The 15,870-nt window shown below is 57.0% G+C and carries 13 protein-coding genes and 1 pseudogene; 4 read left to right on the top strand and 10 right to left on the bottom strand.

The window, feature by feature from the left end; all coding sequences use genetic code 11:
• Positions 1–95 precede the first annotated feature (95 nt).
• The 9 genes from GCE01_RS12640 to fzlA form a co-directional block, all read right to left on the bottom strand.
• Complete coding sequence (locus tag GCE01_RS12640) at positions 96–1,724, bottom strand: efflux transporter outer membrane subunit (protein WP_174694846.1); 1,629 nt, start codon at positions 1,722–1,724, stop codon at positions 96–98.
• On the bottom strand, positions 1,724–2,950 hold the full coding sequence (locus tag GCE01_RS12635; protein ID WP_046901168.1) for an efflux RND transporter periplasmic adaptor subunit: 1,227 nt from the start codon (positions 2,948–2,950) through the stop codon (positions 1,724–1,726). Before GCE01_RS12635 ends, GCE01_RS12640 begins: the two co-directional genes overlap by 1 nt.
• A gap of 59 nt (positions 2,951–3,009) precedes the next feature.
• On the bottom strand, positions 3,010–6,177 hold the full coding sequence (locus GCE01_RS12630) for an efflux RND transporter permease subunit (protein ID WP_099213176.1): 3,168 nt from the start codon (positions 6,175–6,177) through the stop codon (positions 3,010–3,012).
• Between the two features lie 170 nt (positions 6,178–6,347).
• Entirely contained in the window at positions 6,348–7,772 is a 1,425-nt protein-coding gene (locus GCE01_RS12625; RefSeq protein ID WP_099213175.1) for a sensor histidine kinase, read from the bottom strand.
• Entirely contained in the window at positions 7,759–8,490 is a 732-nt protein-coding gene (locus GCE01_RS12620) for a response regulator transcription factor (RefSeq protein WP_086632943.1), read from the bottom strand. The genes GCE01_RS12625 and GCE01_RS12620 overlap by 14 nt, the downstream gene beginning before the upstream one ends.
• A gap of 47 nt (positions 8,491–8,537) precedes the next feature.
• Complete coding sequence (locus GCE01_RS12615; protein ID WP_099213174.1) at positions 8,538–9,764, bottom strand: DNA recombination protein RmuC; 1,227 nt, start codon at positions 9,762–9,764, stop codon at positions 8,538–8,540.
• Between the two features lie 46 nt (positions 9,765–9,810).
• Positions 9,811–10,062 carry a hypothetical protein gene (locus tag GCE01_RS12610; protein ID WP_232309210.1) on the bottom strand — a complete coding sequence of 84 codons (252 nt, stop codon included), beginning with the start codon at positions 10,060–10,062 and terminating at the stop codon, positions 9,811–9,813.
• Positions 10,063–10,159: 97 nt separating this feature from the next.
• The gene (locus GCE01_RS12605; protein WP_099213273.1) at positions 10,160–11,335 is read right to left on the bottom strand and encodes a BaiN/RdsA family NAD(P)/FAD-dependent oxidoreductase; all 1,176 of its coding nucleotides are present in this window, start codon (positions 11,333–11,335) and stop codon (positions 10,160–10,162) included.
• 13 nt (positions 11,336–11,348) lie between these two features.
• Entirely contained in the window at positions 11,349–12,017 is a 669-nt protein-coding gene (gene fzlA / locus GCE01_RS12600; RefSeq protein WP_046901163.1) for an FtsZ-binding protein FzlA, read from the bottom strand.
• A 79-nt stretch (positions 12,018–12,096) separates the two neighbouring features.
• Here fzlA and minC point away from each other — a divergent pair, with 79 nt between their 5' ends.
• The 4 genes and pseudogenes from minC to GCE01_RS12580 all read left to right on the top strand — a co-directional run.
• Entirely contained in the window at positions 12,097–12,834 is a 738-nt protein-coding gene (gene minC / locus GCE01_RS12595) for a septum site-determining protein MinC (RefSeq protein ID WP_099213173.1), read from the top strand.
• Between the two features lie 157 nt (positions 12,835–12,991).
• On the top strand, positions 12,992–13,810 hold the full coding sequence (gene minD, locus GCE01_RS12590; protein WP_099213172.1) for a septum site-determining protein MinD: 819 nt from the start codon (positions 12,992–12,994) through the stop codon (positions 13,808–13,810).
• Positions 13,807–14,091, top strand: a complete 285-nt coding sequence (gene minE, locus GCE01_RS12585) for a cell division topological specificity factor MinE (protein WP_046901160.1) — start codon at positions 13,807–13,809, stop codon at positions 14,089–14,091. The genes minD and minE overlap by 4 nt, the downstream gene beginning before the upstream one ends.
• A gap of 73 nt (positions 14,092–14,164) precedes the next feature.
• A pseudogene (locus tag GCE01_RS12580) lies at positions 14,165–14,536 on the top strand (YidB family protein); the annotation flags it as partial.
• Positions 14,537–14,594: 58 nt separating this feature from the next.
• On the opposite strand, the gene GCE01_RS12575 reads toward GCE01_RS12580, so the two are convergent.
• A complete protein-coding gene (locus GCE01_RS12575; protein WP_099213171.1) occupies positions 14,595–15,812 on the bottom strand; it encodes an L-dopachrome tautomerase-related protein in 1,218 nt (405 codons plus the stop codon).
• Between the last annotated feature and the right edge of the window lie 58 nt (positions 15,813–15,870).

Raw genomic sequence — 15,870 nt, 5'->3', positions numbered from 1 at the left:
CCTGTTTGTCGTTCCCGAACCGCGGTGACAACGGAGTCGGACACAGCCGCCCCCTCCCGCGTTCGAAGTGAGGCGGTCCCCTAGACTGGTTTAGCCTAGTGCGTCAACCCTCCGCGGACATTTTTCGCCCCTTTATCTCCGCTCAGATCGTTGTCAGCTGCAGACTCATGAGCATCAATTCCTGCCACAGGTGCCGGTTTGTGCAATCCTTCATACTGGAACGCACCAAACGGATCGATCTGCTTCACACCTGGAAGCTCACTGACATCCCATCCGCCGCCCAAAGAGCGCACAAGACGGACTGTCGCCTGTATCTGTGACGTCTGCGTCTGAACCAGCCCCAGCCGCGCCTGAAGCGCATCCTGCTGCGCCACAAGAGCATCCAGGTAATTCGACAATCCACCTGTGTAGAGCGCCATGGTCATGCTCTGCGTCCGCAGTGCGGCCTCAACAGCTTTCTGCTGCTGGTCCTGAGCAATTTTGTATTGCCCGCTCTGGGTCAGACCGTTTTCCACGTCCTGAAAAGCCGACAGGACGACGCCGCGATAGTCATCAACCGAAGCCCGATATTGAGACCACGCCCGCTGCAAGGCCGCACGCCTTAATCCACCCGTAAATGCTGGCTCCACAGCTTGAACTGCAATTTTCCAGAATGCCCGGGAGACACTGGCAAGATCGAACCCGCCATCCTCAAAGCCACCATCTGCGCTCAACGTAATATGCGGATAGAACGCTGCTCGTGATATGCCTATCGCCCGGGAGGCTGCGGCCATATGTCGTTCAGCCGATGCAATATCCGGACGCCGCTCCAGCAGCGACGACGGGAAGCCCGGATTTACCTTCACGACACCAAACCGCATTTTCACGTCGCGAACTGGCGCAATATGGAAACCCGCAGGCGCTGTATTCAGTAGCACGGCGATCGCATTTTCCATCACCCGCCGGTCTGCAACCAGAGTGCTCTGAGCGGCCATGGCTGAAAACAGCTGATTCTGGGCACGCGAAACGTCAAGTCCCGCGCCAATAGCACCAGCCTGACGCAGCTCCGTAATTTCTACTGCGGCCTTAAAGTAATGGATTGAGTCTTCATAAACCGCATTCTGGGCATCAAGCCCCCGCAACGCGATATAATCGCTGGCGAGCTCCGCCTCCAGGCTCAGCTTGGCGGACGCATATTCTGCGGCCGTTGCCTGAGCGAGATTTTTCTCCATCCGTGTTGAGTTACGGATGGAGTCCCAGAAATCTGGCTCCCAGGTTGCAGCGCCGCTATAAGCCTGATTTGACTCATAGACGAGCGACGAACTAGTTCTCGGGTTGTTATATAGCCGCCCGACCGAGCCCTTGTTATAGCTCATATGAGCTGCACCCGTGAGCTGCGGATAGAGCTTGCTCTCCGCCTCGCGCGCAACGTCCCGGGCTTGGGTAAAGGCTTCCGCTGCGGCTTGCAGGTCCGGATTGACCTGCAGCATCCGCGTTTCCATTTCGTTCAGGATAGGGTCCTTGAACATCGTCCACCAGTCACTGCGGAGTGCATCATCCGCAGGACGGGCGTTGCCCATGACCCCCTTCCCTTCCCAGCCTTCCGGATAGAGGAATTTCTGAGGATGGTACTCTGGCGCCAGGTTGCAGGACGCCAGACCGATGGACAGGACACCAGCCAAAGCCGTCGCCACATGACGGCGAGGCCTGGAGAAATATCCGCGCTTGCGATCAGTCAATCTCATCAACGGGATCCAGCCTCATCCGGATTGGCATCATGCGAACGCACAGATTTCTGGTCCTCTTCCTGCTGAGCCTTGGTCGGAATGTTATAGCCCGGTGTCGTTGGCACAACACGAACCTCATCCCCTTCCAGCAGATCAGCGGTCGGGTTGGCAATAAGCTGGTCATCCTTCGTCACACCACTCAGGATCTGCACAGTCGTCCCAAAATTGATGCCAACGGTCACGCTGACCAGATGGACATGTCCGTTGATAACTTTGGCAACCTGCATTCCCTGGGCCCGGAAAATGATAGCGCCCTCAGGAAGAATCAAAATGTCCGGATTTCCGGGAGCAGCGATATGAGCCGTTGCGTAGGAATTCGGCCAGAGAAGATTGTCCTCATTCCCGATCGTCAGCTCTGTCGTCACAGTTCGCGTAGACGCATTGAACGCGTTTGCCGTTGCCAGGAACGTGGCGCGGAAGCGGCGCCCTGGATACTGAGGAACAGACAGATCAGCCGTAATTTTAGGCGAAATAACGCTCGCAAAATCCTGCGGAACAGAGACGAAAACGCGCATCCGATGAACATCTGCCACCGAAAACAGCTCTGAGGCTGTTCCGCGCGAATTCACGTTTCCACCCCCTGCATTCACATAGTCACCAACGTTCACCAGACGTGACGTCACGATTCCATCGAATGGAGCGACAATTTTCTTAAAGTCTTCCAGCGCCTGAAAACGCTCGACTTCATGCTCGGCAGCTTCTAGTTCAGCTTTCTGTGCCGCTGCATTTGCAGCCTGCACGTCCACTTCCTGCCGGGAAACAGCCTGCGTCCCCTTCAGAGCAGTCCAGCGCTGAGTCGTGATAACGGCCAGATTATAGCGCGCCAGTTTGACGTTATATTGCGCCTTGGCCGCCTGGAACTGGGCATCAATGCTTGGCGTATTGATTTCAGCCAGAACATCACCACGCTTCACATGCGCGCCGTAGTCCTTGTACCACATTTTCACATAGCCGGAGACCTGAGCGTAAATCGGCGCTTCATACCAGGCCGCCAGATTGGCAGGCAGATCCACCTGACGCGTTTTCGGCCCAGGCTGCGGAGAAATCAGTGTTACCGGCGGAATGGCTGCTTCTTCAGTCACACCGCTGAGCGAATGATAGTGCACGCCTCTTTCAACGATACCCCAGGCAGCCAGCACAATGGCAACCACCACGACACCAAGAAGAATCAGTCTGTTCCGCACGGGTGATCCACTTTCCTGTCGGTTTCCCTGAGGCGTCTGCCCCTGTTGTGTCGGGTGGGTCACGCGCGGTCTCCTTCAGGCCCAGCAGGCCGCTTGTAATGCATTAGGGCAAAGACACAGGGAACGAACAGCAACGTTGCCACTGTTGCGATGAGCAGGCCACCAATCACGGCCTTACCCAGCGGAGCGTTCGAAGAATTACTGATCGACATCGGAATCATGCCGATCATCATGGCAAGCGCTGTCATCAGAACCGGGCGGATACGCTCATATCCCGCCTCCAGAGACGCCAGCAGAACATCACCGTGGTGATCCAGCCGCTCTCGCGCAAACGAGACAACAAGAATGGCGTTCGCGGTAGCCGTTCCCATACACATGATCGCACCAGTCAATGCCGGCACAGACAATGGCGTGTGGGTCAGGAACAGGCTCCAGGAAATACCACCAAGCGCGCCCGGCAACGCCGTAATGATCACGAACGGATCAAGCCAGGACTGAAAATTCACCACGATAATCAGGTAAACAAGAACAATGGACAGGGCGAGGCCGCCAATCAGCTGCACATAGGCATCATTCATGGTCACAGCCTGACCGCGCACCACAAGAGTTGATCCGTGCGGCAGGTCTTTACGCTCTCCATCAACGACGCGGTTCACTGCGCGCGACAGGGTGCCAAGGTCCGTCCCCTCTGGAGCTGCGTAAATATCGAAGACCGGCATGATGTTGTAATGTGAGATTTCCGCAGGCGTACCGGTCTGAACCAGTTCGCTCAGGGCACCCAGCATCTGCGGGTTCTGGTTGGTCGGATTGCCGTCGCCCTTGTCGATTGGAACGATTTCCAGATCATTCATAGTCTGAAGATAGTTCGCAGGTGTCTGCACATCGATAAGCTGGGACGTCCCCTGAGCATTCAGGTAGTAGGTCTGCCCCACCTGCGCACTACCAGACAGCGTGACGAGAGCATTCAACGCAACGTCCCGCTGTGTGATGCCTGTTCCCAGTGCAAAGCTTCGACGATTGTTGATCAGCAACGTTGGCTGGGTCATCGGCTGCTGAACGGATACGTCCGTGATACCCGGAATATGACGCAGCTTCTTGGCCAAATGCGTTGCAAAGGCAAAGTTGTTCTGCAGATCACGGCCCGAAATCTGAACGTCAATCGGCGCTGGCAGGCCGAAATTCAGGATCTTGGCGGTCATGTCGCCCGGCTGGAACGTGAAGATTGTTCCAGGAAACGCATCTGTCAGACCCTTACGGACTTTCTGACGGTATTCCGGGATAGGGCTCTCATCATTCTTGAGCTGGATCGTGATGTCGCAATCCTGCGCACCCGTTGTCGGTGACGGCACCATGGCCTGGTTCAGCTGACTGAACGGCAAGCCACAGTTATTCACGACATTCTCGACCTGACCCGGCAGGATCTCCCGAAGGCGCTTTTCTGCGAGGCCAGCGATTTTGCCTGTCTCTTCAATACGCGTGCCAACCGGTGCGCGCATATGCATCTGAAGCGTACCGGATTTGATTTCCGGGAAGAAATCCTGCCCGACGAACAACAGCAGAGCCATGGACGCCACAGCCGCCAGAAGGAACATGGCAACAAATCGGCCACGAATAGCAATCAGGCCCGACAGGATGCCTTTGTAATGCTCGCGGAAGCTCGTAAACCGGGCTTCAAAGCCTCTCTGGAACCTGCCGAAAATGCCTGGCTTACGATGATGCCACTCCGGATCGCGGTGCATCTTCACCTGTGCCGGAAGCAGCCAGTTCGCCATTGTCGGGACGAGTGTTCGTGAGAGAATGAAGGACGCAATCATCGCGAAGATGATGGCCTCGGCCATCGGCATAAAGAGCCAGCCAGAAACGCCCGTCAGCTCGAAAAGCGGCAGCCAGACGATACAGATACAGGTTGTCGACACGAATGTCGGAATGACGATCTGATTGGCTGCATCAATAATGGCGTCTTCAAGCTCTTTCCCCATCTCAAGATGGGCATCGATATTCTCAATCATGACGGTCGCGTCATCGACAAGAATACCGACAGCCAGAGCCAGACCACCCAGTGTCATGACGTTAATCGACTGCCCCGCAATACTGAGGCCGATCAATGAACAGAGCATGGCCAGCGGAATGGACGTCGCAACGATGACGGTAGAGCGCCAAGAACCGAGGAAGAGCAGAACTGTCAGACTGGTCAGGATCGCAGCGGTGATCATCTCACGCACCACGTCAAAAACCGACTCTTTCACGAAGCCTGACGCGTCCGTCAGTACGTTCAGAGTGGTGCCCGCGGGCAACGTAGCCTTGATCTGAGGCAAAAGCGCCTTCACGCCCGCGACGACAGACAGGGTCGAGGCGTCACCACTTTTCAGGATGACGATCAGAACGGCCTGCTGTCCCTTCACCAGAACAGCGTTGATCTGGGGAGGGCCCCCTCGATGCACCCACGCGACATCTCGCAGGTAGATAACGGAGTTCCCCACCTGCTTGATGGGCATTTTGTTGAAGACCGAGAGATCAAGCGGGGTCGAGTTGGTCTTCACCATCCAGTCAATGGACCCGACCTTCTGATCACCAGCCGGCAGAACAATGTTCTGGCGGTTCAGCGCATTCGCAACGTCTTCGGGTGAAAGACGGTGAGCCTGAAGTTTGATCGGGTCGATATCGACCATGATGTCCGGCGCAAGACCACCGTATGGATTCGGAATGGCCGCCCCCGCGACCGGCACAAGCGCCGGGCGAATCAGGTTAGACGCCATGTTGTAGATTTCCGACCCGGACATGGTCGAATTATTGACCTGCAACGTCAGAACCGGGACGGAAGACGCATCCAGCGCAATGATCAGCGGCGGCGTCGCCCCGGTCGGCATCTGCTTGATGACCGTCTGGGAAACAGACGTAATCTGCGTTTGCGCAACCGCAGTATTCGTTCCTGGCTGGAAGAAGACCTTGACGATGCCACGGCCATAGTAAGACGAACTCTCAATATGCTCGATATTACTGACAGTCGCTGTTAGCGATCTTTCGTAATAATAAACAATACGACCCGACATATCGTCTGGCATGAGCCCAGTATAGGACCAGACAATCGCAACAATAGGGATCTTGATTGAAGGAAAAACGTCCGTCGGCGTCGAAACAATCGCCCTGACCCCAAAAATAAGGATCATGATCGAAAGAACAACGAACGTATAAGGCCGTTTGAGGGCCGTTACGACGATGGCATTCATGCGTCTGCGATGCTCCCGTTCCTGGATGATCGGAGCTGCGCGATTACGTCAGTCTTTTTCAGTCTCAACGGGCGTCCCCTTTAAATTGAGACAAGTCATACCGGACACAGGAAGTGCGACAAGCAAAATTGAATTTAAGAAAGACCGGATTCAGGCATGAAACAGAAATGTCATGTAATACTGGCACTACGATCGGAGCCACTGCGCCCTGAAAAATGAATCGTAAATACTGATCCTGCCAGTTCCTGATTGGGCCGGAACGCACTGATTTTCAGCGTTGCCCCATGCAAATGCAGAATTGCAGATACAAGACTCAAACCAAGACCACTTCCCGGAATGTGACGACTTTTGTCTGAACGGTAGAATCGCCCCAGTACGGCGCCCCGCTCTTCCTCCGCAATCCCGATGCCCGTGTCATGAACCTGAAGCCAGGCGCAGCCCTGCTCGTCCTGCCCGACCATCAACCCAACATCCCCGCCTGGAGGCGTGAACTTGATGGCGTTGTCCACGAGATTTGCCAGAACCTCGTTCAGGAGATCCATATCTCCATAGAGGGGGATCGCGCGATCGGCGCCTTCCACACTCAGAGCCAACCCACCAGCCTCGGCAATCGGCTCATAGAGATCTGCGATACCCGCAACCAGCTCCGACAGATCCATCGTCGTGAAACCAGCCTGCCGACGTCCGTTCTCAATTTCACCGATACGTAGCAGCGCCGTAATCACCGAAAAGCACTGATCCAGATCCTGCGTGGCCCGCAGAATAATGGACTTGAGGTGAACAGGATCATCTGACGAGGAGAGCGCTCGTTCCAACCGCGCCCGCACACGTGCCAGCGGGGTCCTAAGATCGTGCGCAATATCGTTGCCAACATCGCGAATTTCATCAAGCAGATGTTCAAGCCGATCCAGCATCCGGTTCACGGCGCCTGCAAGACGCTCGATATCATCCCATTCGCGCCCGGCGGGCAAACGCTCATGCAGATCGCCCGCCATGATCCGTTCAATGGCCTGCCGCATCTCCTTCACCCGTGCCAAAGCCCGATGGCTGAGAAACAATCCCGCCAGCAGCGCAAACAGCACCATCGGCACCAGTGAGATCAGCGCAGCCCGCTTGATGATGTACCGAAGCTCATCCGCCATATGCATGGAGCGGGCAAGAACCAGAATCCGATCGCCTGCTCCGCCACCCGGCCCCGGAACTTCTATCGCCAGATATCGCATCTCATAAGGCGTGTCCCCCGGCGGCGCGACTTTGAGCCGACGCGTCCGGTTGGAGACCTCCAGCCCTTCAGGCCAACGCCGAATGTCACCAACAATACGGTTGTGATTTAGATCGAACAGGCCAGCGCCATTCAAAATGACGCGCAGGTCCGTCTTGCTTCGTTCCCGGACGACGTCTTCCAGACGCTCAGGTGTCTCCTGAACGAGAAGTGCTGCCTCACGTCGGAGCAGATCGCTGGAACGAGCACTTTCGTAACCGTTCATCTGGGCATAGACGAGCAGGAACTGCATCGTGATGCCGCCGATCATCGCCACCACGAACGCCAGTGTCAGCCGGAACGTGGCCGTCCGGAAAATGTCAGTCCGATACACGCAGACTGAACCCCGCGCCCCGGATGCTATGGATCAGCGGCGTTTCGCCCTGAAGATCGATCTTCCTGCGCAACTTGCCGATATGCACATCCACCAGATTGGTCTGTGGCACAAAGCGGTAGTTCCAAACGTCCTCAAGCAGCATCGTTCGGGTCAGAACGGTGCCCGGGCGGCGCATCATGTATTCCAGAAGACGGAACTCACGCGGCAGAAGCTCAACGTCCCGGCCACTGCGAGACACCTTGCGTTCAATCAGGTCCATTTCAAGCGGGCCAACCCGCAGAACCGTTACACGGCTATCCGTGGGACGCCGCAGCAAGGCCTCCAACCGGGCCGCAAGCTCTTCCATGGCGAACGGCTTTGTAAGGTAGTCGTCACCGCCCGCCTTCAAGCCATTCACACGGTCATCAACTGCGGACAATGCGGAAAGAACCAGAACTGGAAGCGTGATTTTCTGGCGACGCAGGGCCTCGATAACACTCAGGCCGTCCATCTCAGGCAACATACGATCAACGACCATCAGGTCGTATTGACCGGACTGCGCAGCTTCGAGGCCCAGAATGCCGTTATCGACCCACGTCACATCATAACCGCGCGTCTTAAGCTCCTCGGAGACTTCCGACGCAATACTTTCATCATCCTCAATCAGCAGGAGACGAATGACAGGCTCAATCGGGCGGGAGACCGCCTCGTGCTCAGGTACGGGCATCATGCTCATAACTGTCACATGCGGGAATATATCCTGTCATCCAATTAAAATCAGTCTTAAGCTTCCAGACTATCAATCTCGTCCTGCTCCTCATCCGTTTTATCAATACCATCCAGCGATCTCAGGCGACGCCCAAGAACACGGGTTCGGCGGCGCGCCTCTTCGATCGTGTTTCCCATCGTACCGGCATTACGCTGCAATCGTTCAAGAACCTGATCCATCCGAAGCATTTCCTGCCGTGTCGCGCCCAGCAGGCTTGCAATGGTTTCTGTCCGCTCTTCCAGCGCAAGCGTCACATAACCGAGATGAACCGTACGCAGCATGGCAGGTAGCAATGACGGTCCCATGACAATCACCCGATACAACCGCCCAATTTCATCAATAACGCCGGGCATCCGGGCAATTTCGGTATAAAGACCGTCCGTCGGCAGATACAGGACGGCGAATTCAACCGTGACAGGTGGCCGGATATACTTGGACGCGATCTTGCGCGCCTCGAATTTGATCGCCGTTTCAAGCTCGCGCCTTGCAGCCTTTTCAGCCGATGCATCCGAAAGCTCTGATGCATTCAAAAGGCGCTCGTAAGCCTCCGTAGGAAATTTGCTGTCAATCGCCAGGCGGGGAGCAACATGCCCTTTCACAGGCATTCGAATGGCAAACTCTACCGACTCTCCGCTGTCTCCCAGTCGGAAGTTGGTGTCATAGCTCCCTTCCGGAAGAATATCGTCCAGAATAGCCCGGCACTGCGCCTCGCCCCAGCCGCCGCGCGTCTTGACGTTCGAGAACAGACGCTTGAGGTCTCCGATCTGGGCCGTCACGCTTGTGACCTCACCGAGAGCTTTCTGCATCGCACTGAACTGCTCAACCACGCGCTGAAAGCTGGTTTGCATCTGCTTTTCGACAGCACCGTGCAACTGTTCATTTACGGCCAGACGGATCCGCTCGATCTGCTCGTTCTGACTTTGTGCCATCTCTCGCAACGCATCAGAGAGCAGAACACGCCCTTCAGCCTGATCCTGCCCAACGCGCCGCGCGAGATCACCAAGTTTTTCACTGGTTTCAAGCCGAAGAGCATCCATCCGACCGGACAGGACACGCTCAACCTCGGCCAGATGTGCCCGCTGATAGTCCGCATCCCGCGCACGCTCATCGGCTTCACGGTCCAGAAGGCGGGCGACGTCCCTGCTATTACCACGCAACAACGCCAAGGCAGCCACCACGAGAGCCACTGCTGCAATAATCCATGGAACGAACTGCACCATACCGGAACTCCCATCCTGCATGGCGCGGTTCTAGCCCCTTAGGACCTCATGTCCAATCCTGGCAGCCTCAGGGCTGATGGATGTTGCCGTAGCTTGCAGCGCCCAGTCCCGGACAGGAACAGGAGGTGCCCAAAGGAACCTGAGTTGGCATCTTGCAGGTGTAGATTCCGGCCTTGCAGGTATAGCCATACCCTGCGACCGGCGCTGACGGGTTAACAGGGCCCGGCGCGGCCGTTCCGACGCACGCACCCAATCCTAGGAATGAAAGGCCTGCAACAGCACGCAGGGCTGAACGGCGAATAGAACCAGACATCAACATGACCCTCTCAAAACAATTCATGTGAGCGCAAAACGGATCTTCCGCTCATCAGTTGCGGGCATCCTATGCTGATATGGCAATCCTGTGGCGCCCCAGCCTACACACGGGCAGCAGCAGCCTGCCCTGCAGCAACACCGCTGGACCAGGCCCACTGGAAATTGTGGCCACCGAGCCACCCCGTGACATCCACTGCTTCACCAATCGCATACAGCCCCGGGACGTCCCGCACTTCCATTGTCTGGGACGACAGACCGCTCGTATCGATCCCTCCGCGCATAACTTCGGCCTTTGCGTACCCTTCCGTTCCAGAAGGACGGACCTCCCATCGGGACAGACGTTCTGCGAGCGCTTTGATATTCTTGTCCGGCTGATTGGCCAGCATGACGTCTCCAAGGCCGCCAGCCAGCTCTTTCGCCAGACGCGCGGGGAGCGCTTCAAGCAGGCTGGGAGGAAGCGCGCGCGGACGTGCCTTCTTGATCGCCAGCAAAACCTCCAACGCATTTCGCCCCGGCATCAGGTCAATATGAGCCGTGCCGCCTGCCTCAAGATAAGAGGAAATCTGGAGGATGGCCGGGCCTGACAGCCCACGATGGGTAAAAACCATCCCGTCGGCAAAGCGAGGCCCTTTTTTCCCACAAGTTGTGACGACATCCAGAGACACACCCGCCAGAGAAGGGTCCGCATCATCCAGGACCAACGGCACCAAAGCAGGAGCAGTCGGGACAATTTTCAAACCGAAGGATCGTGCGATCCGCAGGGAAAGGTCCGTAGCGCCCAGTTTGGGAATGGACAGACCGCCGGTCGCCAAAATCACAGAACGGCTTCGAACATCCCCTGCATCCGTGCGAACGACAAAGCCGTCCGCATCGGCCTCGACATCCGTGATCCGGGTCTCCATCCGCGCTTCACAACCAGCATCCTGACATTCAGACACCAGCATATCCACGATCTGACGGGCAGACCCATCGCAGAACAACTGCCCCTTGGCCTTCTCGTGCCAGGCAATCTGATAGCGATCCACCAACTTCACGAAATCACGCGGGGTGTAACGTGCCAGCGCCGAGCGCGCAAAATGTTTGTTCTGGGACAGAAAACAGTTTGGCCCCGTCTCCAGATGCGTAAAGTTACAGCGCCCACCGCCCGAGATCAGGATCTTGCGTCCAGGTTCGGACCCGTGATCCAGAACCAGTACACGCGCACCACCACGTCCCGCTGTTGCAGCAGCCATGAGGCCAGCCGCACCAGCCCCAAGGACCACCACATCAAATGTCACGGACAGCTCCCGCTCAGAAATCCAGATTCGCATAATGACCAGGCGGCGTGATGCCACTCATCCGGTCAGTCAGAAGGCCGCGGAAACACGGACGGGACTTCACCCGAGCATACCAGTCCTTGGCGGCCGGCGCCTTTGCCCAGTTCACATCCCCAATAAAGTCCAGCGCCGAGAGATGCGCAGCAGCAGCGAAGTCAGCCATCGAAATAGATGGCCCCGCAAGCCAGGACCGCGTTTCTGCCAGCCAGCCGATATAGTCCAGATGGAAGCGCATGTTGCCGTAACCGGCCCGCAGGACGTTTCCGTCCGGGTGACCACGGCCATACAACCGCTTGTCAACTTTCTCGCCCAGCAGGTTGCGCGTCACTTCCTGCCCGAAACGGGTCTCAAACCAGTCCATCAATCGACGGACTTCGACACGTTCGGCAAGCGTACGGCCAAGCAGGGGTGTATCCGGATAGGCTTCATCCAGATATTCGCAGATGACGCGGGCGCCGGGTACGGCAAGCCCGTTCTCTTCAACAAGAACCGGAACCTCACCAGCAGGGTTCAGAGCAAGGAATTCCTCGCGCTGTTCCCACACCCGTTCGATCACGAGTTCACAGGGCAGTCTCTTCTCGCCAAGCACAAGCCGGACAAGACGGCATTGCGGGGAGAGTGGAAGGTGATGCAGGATACGCATTCTTCATGTTCTAAGTCAGCCATTACGCGCTCACAAGAGCCTCCGTCATTGCTTCCATACAGGGCCAACGAATTTTCCGATGTCAGACACCGCATCCGCTTCTCACGCCTCCTCCCCGATGCGCATCCGTGCCCGCGGCCGCTCTTTTCTGGCGCTGGTCCTGTCACCGGAGGCTCCCCTGAACCTCTGGCTGGCTGGCCTGGATCAGCAGGTCGTCCGTTCCGGCGGCCTTTTCAGCGGAAAGCCGGTGATTCTCGACCTCGGACTTCTCTCGGAAGAAACACAGGGCCTACCAACCCTCCTGGAAGATATCCGCAGACGTGGCGTGCGGATCATCAGCATTGAAGGGGGTGATCGTTCATGGCCGGCTGTCTCGGGGTGGGACTGGCCTGCCTCCTTCGAAGGCGGCCGCCCTTCCGGCGAAGTGGAGCTTCCCGATCAAGGGGCCGCAGCGGATGCAACAGCCGTCGCGGCGCCCGCAGGCGGGCAAACGCTGATCCTCGATGGTGCCATCCGCTCAGGACAGTGCATCCAGCACATGCAGGGCGACGTGATCATTATCGGCTCCGTTTCATCAGGAGCAGAGATCGTTGCAGCAGGTTCTATCCACGTTTACGGTTCGTTACGTGGTCGCGCGATCGCCGGTGTCGGCGGCAAGTCTGAAGCGCGAATTTTTGCGTCCAGAATGGAGGCTGAACTCCTTGCTCTGGATGGCTTTTACGCCGTTACGGAAGACATTGACGCTGCGATTTTCGGCCAGCCCGCACAGGTCCTTCTGGATGAGGACCGGGTCCGCGTTTTGCCTCTTCCGCGCTGATCCGGAGGCAGGAACTGCAAGAAAGTGACCTCATGCCACGAAACAGCCCTTATTCCCGTGTTGCCGTAAGGCTTTACTATCCCATAGGATAAGGCATCAGGCGCGGGTTCCGCACAACGGGCGGCATTACGTCACAGAAGCAGTTTTTGGAGTATTCATGGCCAAGGTTCTGGTTGTCACCTCAGGCAAGGGTGGCGTCGGCAAGACGACATCGACCGCCGCTCTCGGCGCCGCACTCGCGCAGAGCGGCCAGAACGTCGTTGTGGTGGATTTTGACGTTGGCCTGCGTAACCTTGATCTGGTGATGGGCGCAGAACGTCGCGTTGTGTTTGACCTCATCAACGTGGTGCAGGGCGACGCAAGACTGTCCCAGGCCCTGATCCGCGATAAGCGCTGCGAAACCTTGTCCATTCTTCCGGCCTCCCAGACGCGCGACAAAGACGCGCTGACGTCAGAAGGCGTAGCCCGCGTCATGGAAGAACTTCGCGAGAAGTTTGACTGGGTTATCTGTGACAGCCCGGCCGGCATTGAACGCGGTGCGCAACTCGCCATGTACCATGCTGACGCTGCGGTCATCGTGACGAACCCTGAAGTCAGCTCCGTACGTGACTCAGACCGCATTATCGGCTTGCTGGATAGCAAGACCGAAAAGGCCGAGCGCGGCGAGAAGATTGAAAAGCACCTTCTCATCACGCGCTATGACCCGATCCGCGCTGCCCGCAAGGAAATGCTGAGCGTTGAAGACGTTCTGGAAATCCTGTCCATCCCGCTGGTTGGTATTGTGCCGGAAAGCGATGATGTTCTGAAGGCGTCCAACGTTGGCGCTCCTGTCACCCTGTCCTCTCCGGAAAGCCTCCCGGCACGCGCCTATTTCGAAGCCGCACGTCGTCTGGCTGGTGAGAAGATTGAAGTTTCAATCCCGGTCGAGAAGCGTGGCTTCTTTGACTGGCTCCTTGGCAAGAAGGGTGCGGCATGAGCTTCCTCGCAAACCTCTTCGCAAAACGTCAGCAGACGTCCAGTAGCGCTGTCGCACGGGATCGCCTCCAGATTCTTCTCGCTCACGAACGTGGCGCGGGTGAGGAAGGTGAGTCAGACCTGATCAAGCAGCTTCACAAAGAAATCATGGAAGTCATCGCACGCCACGTCGCCGTCGATCAGGACAAGGTCAAGATCAAGGTCGACCGTGGCAGTGGCTGTTCAATGCTCGAAATTGACGTCGAAGTTCCTCAGGAACTGAACAAAAAACGGGCGTCCTGATTTAAAGCCGGGCCGATCATTTTGGCTCGGCCCTTTTTTCTCCTAGCGGCGTTCAGGCCGCACCAAAAACGGAACATGCGCCATGAGCGGCTTTTTCGGTAACATCGTGAATCAGGCCATGGGCGCCCTTGGCGGCCAACTCGGCGACAAGCTGGGCGGTAGCTTTGGGGATATGCTCAAGGGCGAAGGCCTGAACATGCTCATTGCACAGGCGAAGAGCGCAGGCCTTGATGAAAAGATCCATTCCTGGATTGGCAATGGCGAGAACCTGCCCATCACCACGGATGAACTCCGCAACCTACTGACGAACGAGCAGATTCAGATGATTGTCGCAAAGACAGGTCTTCCGGCAGCAACCATTCTTCCGGCTATTGCACAGCTGCTTCCTGCGGCAGTGGACAAGCACACGACAGAAGACCAGCTGCCTCCGCAGCAGACAGCCTGAAGGCTCCAAGCCCGAAAAAGCCCTCGACCCAGTCCTCTGGTCGAGGGCTTTTTCTATTTTAATCCCCCGGTGTCCCGGCTTTGGATGGTGCCCCCTCGGGTAGGGCATTGTAGGCTTCCGGCTCTTCAATCGGGAACCGGACCAGCAGATAGGGCGGAACGCGCCGGTCTTTGCCTTCATTGAAAGACGCCAGCCGGTTCCACTGACCAAACGTGCAGTAAACATAATTGTCGGATGCAAAAATACCATCCGGCGAGAGCGCGCGCGGGTCCCGCAGCATCATCTTGAAACTGCCATCCGGATCGCGTCGCAAGATACAGTCGTGTTCGTAGTTGGTCGTGTAAAGGCGATCATGCCGGTCGAAATCGAGGCCATCCGCCACCCCTTTCTCACCTTCATCCCTGATCGCTGGCTCAAGCGTTGCGTCATCCGATGAGACATCTGCGAGCAGAGCAACGGGCAAGCTGTAAAGACGGCGACTTGTCAGAGGCGAGAAGTACAGACGCTGCTCGTCCTTTGTGATGGCGATACCATCCACACCTCCCGAAACAAGCTGAGGCTTGCCGGGAATATATCGGCGGGGCTCGCCCTCCACAATTGCCAGAAAGCCCTGTTCCGCCAGAATGGCCTTGCTTTGCGTCAGGACACGACGCGCCTGCCCCGTCGCGACATCCACCACCACAAGTCCCGGCTTCGTCCCGAATGAAGAATCCGTCACGAACACTGTGCCTTGCGCTCCATGAGACAAGGACACACGCAGATCATTCATATGACTGTCCGGCAAAAGCGCCGGCGCTTTCAGGATAAGCCTGTGAACAATCGTGTTGGTCTGCGGATCAATACAAATGATCTTGGCAGCCCCTGGCGCCAGCGGGTGACCGGCTCTTTTGCCATCATCAATCGCCCAGATCCTGCCTTTTGCGTCCAGCGTCATGCCATGAATGGACACAAGGCAATCCGCGGCAGCGCGGCTGCCGGGCATACTTTCCTCGGCCGAAGGATAAGGAACCACCCTTCCCTTCACGAGTTCACCGAGGGTCGCACCCTTATGGTCAACTGCATGACGCGGAAAACCAACGAAAATGCGACCATCTGGCAGAACCACGACACCCGAAGGCCCTGGTCCATCAAACCGGGCCACCACTTCGAATACACCGGACGGGCCTGTTCCCCGGTCTTCGTTTCCATCAGCCCAGGCGGGTTGGGATACAAGAGAGGATGCAGCGAGAGAGGCGGGCGCAACCGATGCTGCACGCAGAAAATGACGACGCTTCACTGTTCAAGCTCCAAGTGGTCAGTCAAAGAGCAACGCCTCAACTGAGGGAATGAAGCAA

It is taken from the genome of Gluconobacter cerinus, from assembly GCF_002723935.1.
Taxonomy (GTDB): Bacteria; Pseudomonadota; Alphaproteobacteria; order Acetobacterales; family Acetobacteraceae; genus Gluconobacter; species Gluconobacter cerinus.
The sequence above is the reverse complement of the archived record's forward strand: the minus strand, read 5'-3'. Positions and strand labels throughout refer to the sequence as shown.

Bases quoted from the DNA above. Each gene is read 5' to 3' on its own strand.
- GCE01_RS12640 (WP_174694846.1), bottom strand. From the start codon at position 1,724: ATGAGATTGACTGATCGCAAGCGCGGATATTTCTCCAGGCCTCGCCGT.
- GCE01_RS12630 (WP_099213176.1), bottom strand. From the start codon at position 6,177: ATGAATGCCATCGTCGTAACGGCCCTCAAACGGCCTTATACGTTCGTT.
- GCE01_RS12620 (WP_086632943.1), bottom strand. From the start codon at position 8,490: ATGAGCATGATGCCCGTACCTGAGCACGAGGCGGTCTCCCGCCCGATT.
- GCE01_RS12615 (WP_099213174.1), bottom strand. From the start codon at position 9,764: ATGCAGGATGGGAGTTCCGGTATGGTGCAGTTCGTTCCATGGATTATT.
- GCE01_RS12610 (WP_232309210.1), bottom strand. From the start codon at position 10,062: ATGTTGATGTCTGGTTCTATTCGCCGTTCAGCCCTGCGTGCTGTTGCA.
- fzlA (WP_046901163.1), bottom strand. From the start codon at position 12,017: ATGCGTATCCTGCATCACCTTCCACTCTCCCCGCAATGCCGTCTTGTC.
- minC (WP_099213173.1), top strand. From the start codon at position 12,097: ATGTCAGACACCGCATCCGCTTCTCACGCCTCCTCCCCGATGCGCATC.
- minD (WP_099213172.1), top strand. From the start codon at position 12,992: ATGGCCAAGGTTCTGGTTGTCACCTCAGGCAAGGGTGGCGTCGGCAAG.
- minE (WP_046901160.1), top strand. From the start codon at position 13,807: ATGAGCTTCCTCGCAAACCTCTTCGCAAAACGTCAGCAGACGTCCAGT.